The sequence below is a fragment of the uncultured Dysosmobacter sp. genome (genome assembly GCF_947631635.1).
Classification (GTDB): Bacteria; Bacillota; Clostridia; order Oscillospirales; family Oscillospiraceae; genus Oscillibacter.
In genome coordinates this window covers 21,389-32,591 of sequence record NZ_CANRMB010000036.1, presented here as the reverse complement: position 1 = coordinate 32,591, position 11,203 = coordinate 21,389, and the positions used below count along the sequence as shown (strand labels likewise).

The following is an 11,203-nucleotide window of genomic DNA, read 5'->3' as shown; positions in this document are numbered from 1 at the left end:
TGCCTGGTGGGGTGGGTGCTGTGCGTCAGCCCCAACACGACGACCATCACCGAGGCGTTCGCGCGGGCGGTGGCCCACACGCAGCACAGCCCCTTCTACGGCCTGCCCGCCGCCCTTTACATCGACAACGGCAAGGACTACCGAAGCAAGACCTTCGAGACCGGGCTGGTGAAGGAACGGGACCTGGGCTACCTGAACCGCAACATCGCCACCAACAGCGTGATCCAGCTGTTCGGCGTGGAAATCCACCACGCGCAGCCATACCACGGCTGGGCCAAGAACGTGGAGCGGTTCTTCGGCACGCTGGAGGACATCTACATCCGCGAGGCCCCCGGCTGGTGCGGCGGCAGCCCGAAGGAGCGGCCGGAGGACTTCTCCAGGGACCTGCGGCACCAGCTGGAGCATGGGCAGCTGTGGACGATGGACCAGTTCTACGAATGGCTGCGGGACGACGTGTTCCCGGCCTACCACAACCGGCCGCACGAGGGGTACGGCGGACGCACCCCCCTGGACATGTATAACAGCCTCCCCCGCGCCAGGGACGACCAGCCCAGCTGGGAGATGCTGTCGGTGGCGCGTACTGAAATGGCGGAGCGGAAGATCACCCAGCAGGGCGTGAGGTTCAAGAACCGGATTTACTGGGACGACGCCATGATCGGAAAGGCAGGGACCGACGTGGTGATCCGCTACGACAGGAACGACCTGGAAAGCGTGACCGTGCTGATGGGCGGCCAGTTCCTGTGCGAAGCGGTGCCGCACGAGCGGTTCCAGCTGGTGGGCGAGGACGAGGAAAAGGTGGCGGCCCATGTGGGCAGGCAGCGGGCGCAGCTGCGCGACACCCGCGCCAGGATCGCCAGGGCCAGCCGGGCCGTGTTCGCCGACGAGGTGGAGGCCAGGCAGGACCCGACCTTCTTCGGCCTGGAGTACGAGAAGGCGGCCAAGGCCAAGACCGAGCGGCGGCAGCAGCAGGCGGCGCGGCGGGGCCGCAAGCGGGACGAGGGCCGGGATGTGGTGCGCAACATGTTCGCGGCCATGGGCGACGACCTACTTCGGAAGGCACGTTAATGCGCGCCATCCGTGACAAAACGAAAGGAGTGCAAGACATGGAAAGAGCGAGGACAGACAACAGCCACCGGCCGGTGGTAGATGCGGAGTGGCAGCCCGCAGGCGTGCCCATGGGCCTGCGGCACCAGCCCCGGAACATCCGGGCAGAGCGGCAGCGCCGGGCCAGACGGCGGGCCGCCCGCGAGACGTGGAAGCGCCGGGCGTTCGGGTGGCTGGCGGCCCTGTTCTTCTTCCTGGCCTACGGGTGCGTGGGGTACATGGAACAGGGCGGCGACCTGGTGGCGGGCATGGCGGCGTGCTTCACCTTCATCGCCCTGTTCGCCCTGTTCGCCACGCTGAACGGGGCCATGGTGTGGTAGGGGGTGCGGGAATGGACGCCAAGCAGATGGGCGAGTTCATCACCATGCGCCTGCGCCAGACCGGCAAGACGCAGCGAGACCTGGCCGACACCATCGGGGTGCCCCTGTCCACCGTCAACAGCTGGCTGCGGCTGGGGCGGGACATCCCGGCCCGGCACATCCCCGCCATCGCCGCCTGCCTGCGGGTGAGCGTGAACGGCCTGCTGGGGCTGGCAGAGGGCGACGAGGCGACCAAGTGCCAGTGGGCACCGGGCGTTATCATCCGGCCGGACGGCAGGTATATGCTGGACGCCTGCCAGTACGTCCTGGCGGAGAAGTACCGCAACGTGACGGTGGAGGTGCTGCGCTGCCAGGTGTGCGGCCACACTTCGGTGGCCTGGTCCCGGCAGGCTGACACCGAGGACATCACCGACGAGGAATAAGGCCCAAGGCCCAGTCCCGTGAAAGCCGGGACCGCCCCCTTCACCGGGGGCGCGGCGCTTACAGCCAAACGAAAGGAGTGCTGACACAATGACAAATCTGGCAGAAAACAGGGAGCAGGGCAACCTGCCCGAAGAACTGCGGCGGCTGCGCGACAGCGAGGGCATCACCTTCGCGGCGCTGGCGAACAGGACGGGGATCAGCAGGACGGCCATCAGCCAGCTGGTGAACCAGGGGCTGCGCATGAAGCCCGAACACGAGCAGAAGCTGTGGGACGCCATCGGCGAGATCAAGGGCGCGGAGGACCGCCTGGGGCCGGACAAGCCCGCCGCGCCCGTGCAATACAAGACGCGCGTGGAACTGTTCGAGACCCACGAGTTCAAGGAGGCCATGGGCTGGTGTTCCTACGTCTGGACCAAGCGGAAGATGGGCGTGCTGGTGGGCCACCCCGGCAGCGGCAAGACCACCATCCTGCGGCACTTCGCCCAGGTGCAGCCGGGGGTGCTTTACATCGAAGCCTGGCCGCAGATGCGGGTGGGCGACATGCTGGAGACCATCGGGCGCGCCCTGGGCATCAGCCTGCGGGGGAACAACTACCACAAGACGCAGGCCCTGATCGCCACGCTGGCGGCGCGGAAGGACGTGCTGATCGCGGTGGACGAGGCGGAGTACCTGGCGAAGTGGGACGTGGACAAGTTCGAGGTCCTGCGGAAGATATGGGACAACACCGGCACGCCGGTGATCCTGTGCGGCACGGACGTGCTGGAGGGGATGCTGACCCGTGGCCGGGGCCGCCACGACAACCTGGCGCAGCTGTACCGGCGCAAGGTGGAGTTGAAGCTGAACGGCATCGACCGCACCGAGACCCGCGACATCCTGCGCAGCTACAACGTGGAGCCGGGGGCGGCGGAGGACCTGGCGGGCATCGCCGCCGACGTGAAGCACGGCGGCATGGGCACCTTCGTGGAAATCCTGGACATCTGCCTGGAGGCCGCCGAAGGCGGCACCATCACCGAGGACATCCTGGCAAGTGCCCGGAAATATAAACTGATGTACTAAAGGAGGGCGAAAGCGTGCGCATTTTCTTCGGCATCTACATGGTGCTGGTGGCGTCCATGTTCTGGTACGTCGGCATCGTCTGCATTAGGAAGAAGCGGGCACCCGCTGCGGGTGTGCTGGGCATCCTGATAGGGGTGTGCGGGCTGTTCCTGGGGGCGCTGGTCCTGTCGGGGGTGATTTGATGGAATACCTGCCGAAGCCCCGCGCCCTGGCCGGGGACCCGGTGATCTACGTCTGCAGCCCCTATGCAGGGGACCGGGCGGAGAACGCCAGGCGGGCCGAGGAATACTGCCGGGCCGTGTGGGAACACGGCGGCATCCCACTGGCCCCGCACCTGCTGTTCCCGCGCTTCATGGACGACAGCGACCCCACCGAGCGCGACGCGGGCCTGCGCATGGCCCGCAAGCTGCTGACCATGTGCAGCGAGGTGTGGGTGTTCGGCGGCCGGATCAGCGCGGGCATGGCTGCGGAGATACAGGCCGCCACCGACCAGCACATCCCGGTGTATATGATCGGCAACCTGACCGGGGCGGCGACGCCGCCCGACATCATCAATCAAGGAGGACACTAAAATGGCAAGAAAACGCGTAGAGGACAATGTCCCGGCCCTGGAAAGCTGGGACGACGTGAACCAGGCCCTGGCTACCATCGGCGACAACATGCGCACGGTGGAGGGCTTCGAGGCCGACATGCAGGAGAAGATCGACGCCGCGAAGGCGGAGGCGGAGGCCAAGAGCCGGGTGTATATCGAGGGCATCAAGCGGCTGGAGGTGCAGATCAAGGAGTACGCCGAAGCCCACCGGGACGACATGGAGGGCCGGAAAACCAAGGCGCTGAACTTCGGCAGCGTGGGGTTCCGCAAGTCCACCAAGATCACGCTGCCGAAGGCGGGGGCGAAGCTGGCGGCCATCATCGAGAAGCTGCGCAGCAAGGGCATGGACGACTGCATCAGGTGCCCGTCCCCCACGGTGGACAAGGAGGCGCTGCGGAAGTACCCCGCCGCCGACATCGTGGACGCTGGCGCTGGCATCAAGGTGGACGACGTGTTCTGGTACGAGCCGGACCGGGAGAAGCTGGAGCGCGGCTGACGGCCCGCAGGAAGGAGGGGGCAGCGATGGGCGCACCCAGCAGAGCATTGACCCCGGCGCAGATGCGGTGCATCTACGCCCTGGCCCGCAGCGGCGGCCTGGACAGTGAGTCCCTGCACGCCGTCGTGGAGAACACCACGGGCAAGGACAGCATCAAGCTGCTGACCAGCCTGGACGCCAAGAACGTGATCGACCGGCTGAAACGTCTGGCCGGACAGGAAAGCACGGCACCGCACGACCGGCCCACCAAGGAGCAGGTGGCGAAAATCTACGCCCTGGCCGGGAAGCTGGGGTGGAGCGACGACCCCCGCCGCCTGCGGTCCTTCCTGGAGAAGCGGTACCATGTGTCGCACCCCACCTTCCTGGACGAGAAAAGCACCCGCAACTGCATCGAGGCCATGAAGGCCATGGTGGCGGGCGGGCGCGGAGAGCGGAAAGGAGGCCACAATGGCGCGATGGACGGACGGCCTGACCATTGAAATGATCCCGGAACAGTACAGGCCGCTGGCGGAGATCGTGGGGGTGCAGCAGCTGCTGGCCCTGGCGGAACAGTACGGCGGGGCCAACATCTACGTCCCGAAGGTGGAGGCCCTGACCCGCGCCACCCGTGACCGCCTGATCCGGGAACAGTACAACGGGTACAACACCGAGAAGCTGGCCCAGGACTTCGGGCTGACGGTGCGGTGGGTGCAGGAAATCTGCAAGGACGAGCCGGGGCCGGGACAATGCAGCCTGTTCGACATGGACGGGGGGCAAAGTTGAAGAATTGCTTCGTATATACCACACTGGGGAAACCCGGTACAATAATACCGCGAAGGCCGCAAGGCTTCGCGGTATTGCTTTTTCTGGAGGTGCTGGCACATGTCGGAGTGGGTGACGTGGATCATCCAGGTGGTGGCCTACGGCGTGATTTGCTTCCTGCTGAAACGGGAACTTAATCAGCTGGACGCCCGCGACAAGCACCTGCAGGAACGCATCGACGAGGTGGACGAGAAGGCCACGCAGCGGATCGACAAGCTGCAAAAGGAGTTCAACGACACCATGAACGAACTGCCGTTCAAGTACACCATGCGGGACGACTTCATCCGCGCGGTGGCGGGGTTCGATGCGAAGCTGGACAAGATACTGGACCAGCTGAGCCGGAACAATAACAATAATTGAGAAAGGGGGCGGCCACAATGGCGTCCAACCTGACAGTCAAGGCGAACAAGCGCGTCCGGGGCGAAATCCTGGCCCTGCTGTATTCTGTGCAGCCGGTGCCGGTGGAGATCAGGACCATCGTCAACAGTCTGCTGGAAAGCAACATGGTGACGGTCCCGAACATCGCCCAGTATATCGACTATCTGTCTGGCAAGAAGTACATCGAAGTGATCGGCGAGGAAGCGGCCGAACAAATCCTGCGCGGCGTGGTCCCCCCGTCTGCCTTCATCAAGCTGACGCCCACCGGCGTGGACCTGGTGGAAGGCACTATTGAGGACCAGGGCGTGGATGTCTGACCATGGGAGATCAGAGGGAACGCAACCGCATCAAGTCCCGCGTGGATGAACTGCCAGACGACATCCGGGCGAAGCTGGACGCGATGCTGGCCGACGTGAATTACACCTACCAGGACATCGCCGACGCCATCACCGCCATGGGCTACGAGATCAGCCGCAGCGCGGTGGGCCGGTACGCCATGCGCCACAACAGCGCGGCGCGGCGTCTGAAAGAGGCGTCGGAACAGACCACGGCCCTGCTGCAATTCATCCGCGAGAACCAGGACGTGGAAAGCACGGAACTTGCCTCCGCCATTATGATCGACGGGCTGACCCGCAGGATCGCCACGGCGGACGAGGACTTCGACGCCATGCCGCTGGACAAGGCGGGCCGCCTGCTGGTGCAGCTGCAACGCAGCACCATCTACAAGGAGCGGTGGCGCAAGGAGCGCCTGGCGGCCATCGAGGCCGTGGAGCGGAACGTGAAGGCCAGGATGCGCCAGGCCGTCCAGGGCGACCCTGACCTGCTGGCCCGGCTGCAAAAGCTGGTCAGCGATGCAGCGGCGGAGGAGGCGGGGCGCGATGAAGTATGAGCCGAAGTGGTACGTCGCCCAGGTAATGACCGGCAGCGAGGCAGAGACCGCGCAGCGGCTGGCCGCTGCCGGGATGCAGGCCCTGGCCCCGGCCGAAGTGCTGCATGAGCGCCGCCACGGCAACTGGTGGCCCATCCGGCGCACCGTGTTCCCCAGCTATGTGTTCATCCGCGTGGGGATGTCCCCGCGCAATTACTACTACATCAAGCAGCTGCCGCGCGTGATCCGGCTGCTGGGCACCAACGGCCCCGAAGCCGTGCCCGACGAGCAGATGGAAACCGTGCTGCTGTTCTCCCCTGACGGCCGGGACTTCGGCATGTCGGTGGGCGAGAAGATCGACGGCAAGACCGTGATCACGTCCGGCCCCCTGGCGAAGCTGGAGGCCCGGATCGTGAAGGTGAACGCCAGGGGCCGCAGGGCGACCGTGGAGGTCCCTGTGCTGGGCGAGACGCACCGGGTGGACGTGGGCATCATCGTGAAGCAGACGGCCGCCCAGGGCGACGAGAAGGCCCCACCGTAACAAGAACCCGGAAGTGGGCGCGCGCTGATGCGTCGCCGCGCCGACACCGGGGGAACATCAGGGAGAAAGCAACGCCGCCCCGCAATCGGTGGTGGCGAAGCCTACCCATATATCCGGGCAGGCCCATCTGCGGGGACAACTCCGCAGGCCCGGCACCTCCTTTCGTTGTCATGCCCCTACACGGTCCCCGTGTAGGGGCATGACGATAGATGCGAGAAAAAGGGCCGCAGACGCGCCCAGGAAGGCCGGAGCGCGGGGTGGCCCGGTTATACCACCCCCAGCGTTTAACGCCGTTATAACGCGTCAGAGAGGCCCACACGGGGCCGGAAGGAGGCGAAGCCATGAAAGAACTGCAGGACATCATGGAACTGATCAACCCGGAAGGGGTTATAGACGCCAGGATCGTGGCCGCGCAGCGCAGCTTTTACGAATACTGCAAGATGATGAACCCGAAGTTCTACAGGGACGACCGCCCCTACCAGCGGGACCTGTGCGAAACGCTGCAGGCCATCTTCGAGGGCCGCCTGATGAACAAGGCCACGGGGGAGCCTTACAAAAACCTGATGATCAACCTGCCCCCGCGCCACGGCAAGTCCTACACGCTGACCCTGTTCGTGCAGTGGTGCATGGGCAAGCGTAACGACACCCGCGTCATATCCGTGTCATATAACGACATTCTGGCCGGGCGCTTCGCCCGGAACGTCCGGGACGGCATCGACGCCGACAAGCTGGACAGCAAGGTCCCCATTTTCCACGACGTGTTCCCCACCACCTGCGTGAAGCGCGGCGACGCTGCGGCCCAGCTGTGGAGCCTGGAGGGGCAATTCTTCAACTACCTGGCGACCGGCTTCGGCGGCACCATCACCGGCATCGGCTGTTCCATGGGCATCATCGACGACCCCATCAAGAACGACCAGGAAGCCTTCAACGACCGCGTCCTGGATGAACAGTGGGCATGGTACACCGACACCTTCCTGTCCCGTATTGAGGAAGGCGGTATGCAAATCATCGTAATGACCCGCTGGTCCACCAAGGACCTGTGCGGGCGGCTGCTGGCAAGCGAGGACGGCGGCGACTGGTTCGTGTTCTGCCGCCGCGCCTGCACCGACGAGACCACCGGCGCGATGCTGTGCGCGGACCTGCTGTCCTTCAAGTCCTACATCAAGAAGCGCAGGCTGACCAGCGCGGAGATCGCGGACGCGAACTACCAGCAAGAGCCGGTGGACATCAAAGGCAAGCTATACAGCGAGTTCAGGACCTACGACGCCCTGCCCCGCGATGCGGCCGGGAAGCTGGACTTCACGGAAGTGATCAGCTACACCGACACGGCCGACACCGGCAGCGACGACCTGGTCAGCCTGGTGGCGGGCATCCACCAGGGGGAGGGCTACATCCTGGACGTGCTAATGACCGACGAGGCCATGGAGCGGACAGAGCCGCAGACGGCGGAGCAGCTGTTCACCTTCCACGTCGGCACGGCCCGGATCGAGAGCAACAACGGCGGCCGGGGCTTCGCCAGGAACGTGGAGCGGCTGCTGTGGGAAAACCATCAGACGCGCAGCGTGAACGTGGAGTGGTTCCACCAGTCCGCGAACAAGCACGCCAGGATAATGACCGGGGCCACGTTCGTGATGCAGCACCTGCTGTTCCCTGCGGACTGGGCCACGCGCTGGCCGCGCTACTATGCGGCCATGATCAGCTACCAAAAGACCGGCAAGAACAAGCACGACGACGCCCCGGACGCCACGACGGGGATCGCCGAAACTATCCAGGAAAGAGAAGGGAGGGGTACTCTTGACATTTGGTGGGTGTGAAATCATCCAGGCCGACTGCATCGACGTGCTGGAGCAGCTGGAGCCGGGCAGCTTCGACGCCCTGATCACCGACCCGCCCTACAGCAGCGGCGGGCAATATCGGGGCGACCGTATGCAGACCGTGGCCGAGAAGTACAGCCAGAGCAGCGCCCGCGCCGAGTATCTCAAACACGCCTTCCAGGGGGACAACATGGACCAGCGGGCCTGGACCAGCTGGACGGCCCACTGGCTGACGCTGTGCCGCAACGTGGTGAAGCCTGGAGGCGTGGCCGCCATCTTCATAGACTGGCGGCAGCTGGCCGCCCTGTATGACGCCATACAGTGGGGCGGCTGGATCATGCGGGGCGTGATCCCGTGGGACAAGAAGAACTGCAGGCCGCAGCCGAACCGGCCGAAGCAGCAGTGCGAGTTTATTTTGTGGGCGTCTAACGGCCCGTTGAGCGTTAAACGGGACGCCCCGTACATGCCGGGGCTGCTGTCTGGCCTGCCGCCTTCGGCGCAGACCAGGACGCACCAGACCGAGAAGCCGCTGGAGGTGATGCGGCAGCTGGTCCACATCTGCGAGAACGGGGGCCGGATCATCGACCCCTTCGCAGGAAGCGGTACCACAATCTGCGCCGCATACCTGGAGGGCTTCACCGGCCTGGGCATCGAGCGCGACGAGTACCACGCCAAGACGGCCCAGGAACGCCTGGCAAAAATCGCGGGGGGGGGGGTAATTCATGGGCTGGAGATTAGAAGCCTTGAAGGCTGCCATCAGCGGGCGGCCTGACGGGATGCAGCGGTTCTTCACGTCCAGGATGTCCGCTCCACCCGACCGAAACACGCAAGAGTTCCTGGCGACATACGCGCACAGCCCCAGGCTGTCCCCGGTGACGAAGATCGCCACCGACCTGTCCAACGTGTCCGGGAAGCTGTACCGGCTGCTGCCCAACGGCGACCGGGACGAAATCACCGACCACCCCTTCCTGGACTTCATGGCCCGGCCTAATCCTTTGCCATTTATGACGCGCAGCGCGCTGTGGAAAGTCCACGAAACCTACTTGATGATAAAGGGCGAAGGCCCGGCCATCATCGAGCGCGACGCGGCGGGCTATCCGGCAGAACTGTGGCCCATCCCGCCACACTGGGTGGCGGAGATACCCCGGCTGGACTTCCCCTTCTACACCATCCGCAACCGCGACGGCCTGCAAATCACCGTCCCCATCGAGGACATCTTCATGGTGCGGCAGCTGAACCCCCTGGACCCCTACGGGCGCGGCCTGGGCGATGCGGAGGCCGTGGCCGACGAGATCGAGACCGACGAGTACATGGCGAAGTGGGCGAAGAAGTTCTTTTATAACGACGCCACCCCGCCCGTGCTGATGTCGGCCCCCGGCATCACGCAGGACGAGTACAGCCGGTTCCAGGCGGCCTGGAATGACAAGTTCCGGGGCATCGGCAACGCCCACAAAATGGGCATCATTCCCCGCGAGGTGAACATCCACAAGCTGGTGGACACCCAGCGGGAAATGGACTTTACAGAGAGCCGCAAGGACCTGCGGGACGGCGTGAACGCCCACTTCGGGGTGCCCCCGGAAATCCTGGGCATCGTGGAGAACAGCAACCGGGCCACGGCCACCCAGGCGAAGATCATCTACGCCGAAAACGTCCTCACCCCCCGCCTGCTGGCGAGGCAGGACGCCATAAACACGCAGCTGCTGGCCGCCTGGGGCGAGGACCTGCTGTGGGAGTATGACGACATTGTGCCGGAAGATACCGAGTTCCGGCTGCAGATGTCCAACGCCGGACTGACCGGCAGCGCGCTGCTGCTGGACGAGTGGCGAGAGCAGAACGGCTTCGACCCGCTGCCTGACGGTGCCGGGCAGGTGCTGTTCGTCCCCTTCGCTTCCATGCCGACGCGGCCCGGCGAGTTGTCAGAGATCGCGCGCCAAACTGTTGACCAAACGCAGCAGGGCACGCAGCTGGGCACCGAGGCCACGCCGGTGACGCTGCCGGGCTTCAAGGCGTCCGCCAGACGCCGCCAGCAGCTGGCCCACCAGGAACGGGCGCGGCTGCTGGCATCGCAGGAACGGGCCGCCAGGGTGAGCATGTCTCGGTTCTTCACAGCGCAGACCGCGCAGATCGTGGAGGCCATGAAGGCGGGGCACAAGGACGACAGCGAGGACTTCTGGCAGCGCATCAGCGCGGGCCAGGGGCTGACCTTCGACATCGCGGCCATCCGGCTGGCGGCGAAGGACGCCCTGGGCCAGCTGGTGGACTGGGCCAAACAGGACGAGGCCCTGGCCGCCGTCCTGAACCCGGTGTGGGAGGAAGCCTTCAACGCCGGGGCGAAGTCCATCGAGCAGACCCTGGGGCTGCGGAGCGTGCGCGCCCCGCGTCTGACCGACTACCTGCGGCAGCAGGGCCTGCGCCGGGTGCAGGGCATCAATGAGACCACCCGCGACAAGCTGGCGGCCGCCCTGGCTGACGGCATCGAGGCGGGCGAAAGCACCGCGCAGCTGATCAAGCGCATCCAGCAGCACATGCCAGACATCCAGGCGGAGCGGGCGGCGTCCATCGCCACCAGCGAGGCCCACACCAGTATGCAGGCCGGAAGTTTTGCGCAGATGCAGTTCGCAGGCGTCCGCACAAAGACCTGGATCACGGCGGGCGACGAGGATGTACGGGACAGCCACCGGGCGCAGAACGGCGTCACGGTGCCCATGGAGCAGCCCTTCCCCAACGGCCTGATGTACCCCGGCGACCCGTCCGGCGCGCCTGGTGAGATCATCAGGTGCCGGTGCGACATGCTGCCGGGCGACTTTTAG

At 65.4% G+C, this 11,203-nt stretch carries 16 protein-coding genes; all 16 read left to right on the top strand.

Annotated features, from left to right (window positions below; genetic code table 11):
• Window positions 1-1,065, top strand: a 1,065-nt coding sequence (locus Q0Z71_RS15100; protein WP_298024567.1) for a Mu transposase C-terminal domain-containing protein, incomplete at its 5' end; no start/stop codon positions are given.
• Window positions 1,066-1,103: 38 nt separating this feature from the next.
• Window positions 1,104-1,424, top strand: a complete 321-nt coding sequence (locus Q0Z71_RS15095) for a hypothetical protein (RefSeq protein WP_298024565.1) — start codon at window positions 1,104-1,106, stop codon at window positions 1,422-1,424.
• A gap of 11 nt (window positions 1,425-1,435) precedes the next feature.
• Window positions 1,436-1,846, top strand: a complete 411-nt coding sequence (locus Q0Z71_RS15090) for a helix-turn-helix domain-containing protein (protein WP_298024563.1) — start codon at window positions 1,436-1,438, stop codon at window positions 1,844-1,846.
• A gap of 88 nt (window positions 1,847-1,934) precedes the next feature.
• The gene (locus tag Q0Z71_RS15085) at window positions 1,935-2,903 is read left to right on the top strand and encodes an AAA family ATPase (protein ID WP_298024561.1); all 969 of its coding nucleotides are present in this window, start codon (window positions 1,935-1,937) and stop codon (window positions 2,901-2,903) included.
• 14 nt (window positions 2,904-2,917) lie between these two features.
• The gene (locus tag Q0Z71_RS15080; protein ID WP_298024559.1) at window positions 2,918-3,085 is read left to right on the top strand and encodes a hypothetical protein; all 168 of its coding nucleotides are present in this window, start codon (window positions 2,918-2,920) and stop codon (window positions 3,083-3,085) included.
• Complete coding sequence (locus tag Q0Z71_RS15075; protein WP_298024557.1) at window positions 3,085-3,474, top strand: DUF4406 domain-containing protein; 390 nt, start codon at window positions 3,085-3,087, stop codon at window positions 3,472-3,474. Before Q0Z71_RS15080 ends, Q0Z71_RS15075 begins: the two co-directional genes overlap by 1 nt.
• 1 nt (window position 3,475) lies before the next feature.
• A complete protein-coding gene (locus Q0Z71_RS15070) occupies window positions 3,476-3,991 on the top strand; it encodes a host-nuclease inhibitor Gam family protein (protein WP_298024555.1) in 516 nt (171 codons plus the stop codon).
• Between the two features lie 26 nt (window positions 3,992-4,017).
• The gene (locus Q0Z71_RS15065) at window positions 4,018-4,470 is read left to right on the top strand and encodes a phage protein GemA/Gp16 family protein (protein WP_298024553.1); all 453 of its coding nucleotides are present in this window, start codon (window positions 4,018-4,020) and stop codon (window positions 4,468-4,470) included.
• A complete protein-coding gene (locus Q0Z71_RS15060; protein WP_298024551.1) occupies window positions 4,439-4,753 on the top strand; it encodes a Mor transcription activator family protein in 315 nt (104 codons plus the stop codon). The genes Q0Z71_RS15065 and Q0Z71_RS15060 overlap by 32 nt, the downstream gene beginning before the upstream one ends.
• A 99-nt stretch (window positions 4,754-4,852) precedes the next feature.
• Window positions 4,853-5,152 carry a hypothetical protein gene (locus tag Q0Z71_RS15055; RefSeq protein ID WP_298024549.1) on the top strand — a complete coding sequence of 100 codons (300 nt, stop codon included), beginning with the start codon at window positions 4,853-4,855 and terminating at the stop codon, window positions 5,150-5,152.
• 17 nt (window positions 5,153-5,169) lie between these two features.
• Window positions 5,170-5,487 carry a hypothetical protein gene (locus Q0Z71_RS15050; RefSeq protein WP_298024547.1) on the top strand — a complete coding sequence of 106 codons (318 nt, stop codon included), beginning with the start codon at window positions 5,170-5,172 and terminating at the stop codon, window positions 5,485-5,487.
• Window positions 5,488-5,489: 2 nt separating this feature from the next.
• Window positions 5,490-6,059 carry a phage protein Gp27 family protein gene (locus Q0Z71_RS15045; protein WP_298024544.1) on the top strand — a complete coding sequence of 190 codons (570 nt, stop codon included), beginning with the start codon at window positions 5,490-5,492 and terminating at the stop codon, window positions 6,057-6,059.
• Window positions 6,049-6,579 carry an antiterminator LoaP gene (gene loaP, locus Q0Z71_RS15040; RefSeq protein ID WP_298024542.1) on the top strand — a complete coding sequence of 177 codons (531 nt, stop codon included), beginning with the start codon at window positions 6,049-6,051 and terminating at the stop codon, window positions 6,577-6,579. The genes Q0Z71_RS15045 and loaP overlap by 11 nt, the downstream gene beginning before the upstream one ends.
• Window positions 6,580-6,920: 341 nt before the next feature.
• The gene (gene terL / locus Q0Z71_RS15035; protein ID WP_298024540.1) at window positions 6,921-8,393 is read left to right on the top strand and encodes a phage terminase large subunit; all 1,473 of its coding nucleotides are present in this window, start codon (window positions 6,921-6,923) and stop codon (window positions 8,391-8,393) included.
• On the top strand, window positions 8,374-9,165 hold the full coding sequence (locus Q0Z71_RS15030) for a site-specific DNA-methyltransferase (RefSeq protein WP_298024538.1): 792 nt from the start codon (window positions 8,374-8,376) through the stop codon (window positions 9,163-9,165). The genes terL and Q0Z71_RS15030 overlap by 20 nt, the downstream gene beginning before the upstream one ends.
• Window positions 9,116-11,203, top strand: coding sequence for a phage portal protein (locus tag Q0Z71_RS15025; RefSeq protein ID WP_298024534.1), 2,088 nt, complete (start codon window positions 9,116-9,118; stop codon window positions 11,201-11,203). Before Q0Z71_RS15030 ends, Q0Z71_RS15025 begins: the two co-directional genes overlap by 50 nt.

Bases quoted from the DNA above. Each gene is read 5' to 3' on its own strand.
- Q0Z71_RS15095 (WP_298024565.1), top strand. From the start codon at position 1,104: ATGGAAAGAGCGAGGACAGACAACAGCCACCGGCCGGTGGTAGATGCG.
- Q0Z71_RS15090 (WP_298024563.1), top strand. From the start codon at position 1,436: ATGGACGCCAAGCAGATGGGCGAGTTCATCACCATGCGCCTGCGCCAG.
- Q0Z71_RS15085 (WP_298024561.1), top strand. From the start codon at position 1,935: ATGACAAATCTGGCAGAAAACAGGGAGCAGGGCAACCTGCCCGAAGAA.
- Q0Z71_RS15075 (WP_298024557.1), top strand. From the start codon at position 3,085: ATGGAATACCTGCCGAAGCCCCGCGCCCTGGCCGGGGACCCGGTGATC.
- Q0Z71_RS15070 (WP_298024555.1), top strand. From the start codon at position 3,476: ATGGCAAGAAAACGCGTAGAGGACAATGTCCCGGCCCTGGAAAGCTGG.
- Q0Z71_RS15065 (WP_298024553.1), top strand. From the start codon at position 4,018: ATGGGCGCACCCAGCAGAGCATTGACCCCGGCGCAGATGCGGTGCATC.
- Q0Z71_RS15060 (WP_298024551.1), top strand. From the start codon at position 4,439: ATGGCGCGATGGACGGACGGCCTGACCATTGAAATGATCCCGGAACAG.
- Q0Z71_RS15055 (WP_298024549.1), top strand. From the start codon at position 4,853: ATGTCGGAGTGGGTGACGTGGATCATCCAGGTGGTGGCCTACGGCGTG.
- Q0Z71_RS15050 (WP_298024547.1), top strand. From the start codon at position 5,170: ATGGCGTCCAACCTGACAGTCAAGGCGAACAAGCGCGTCCGGGGCGAA.
- Q0Z71_RS15045 (WP_298024544.1), top strand. From the start codon at position 5,490: ATGGGAGATCAGAGGGAACGCAACCGCATCAAGTCCCGCGTGGATGAA.
- loaP (WP_298024542.1), top strand. From the start codon at position 6,049: ATGAAGTATGAGCCGAAGTGGTACGTCGCCCAGGTAATGACCGGCAGC.
- terL (WP_298024540.1), top strand. From the start codon at position 6,921: ATGAAAGAACTGCAGGACATCATGGAACTGATCAACCCGGAAGGGGTT.
- Q0Z71_RS15025 (WP_298024534.1), top strand. From the start codon at position 9,116: ATGGGCTGGAGATTAGAAGCCTTGAAGGCTGCCATCAGCGGGCGGCCT.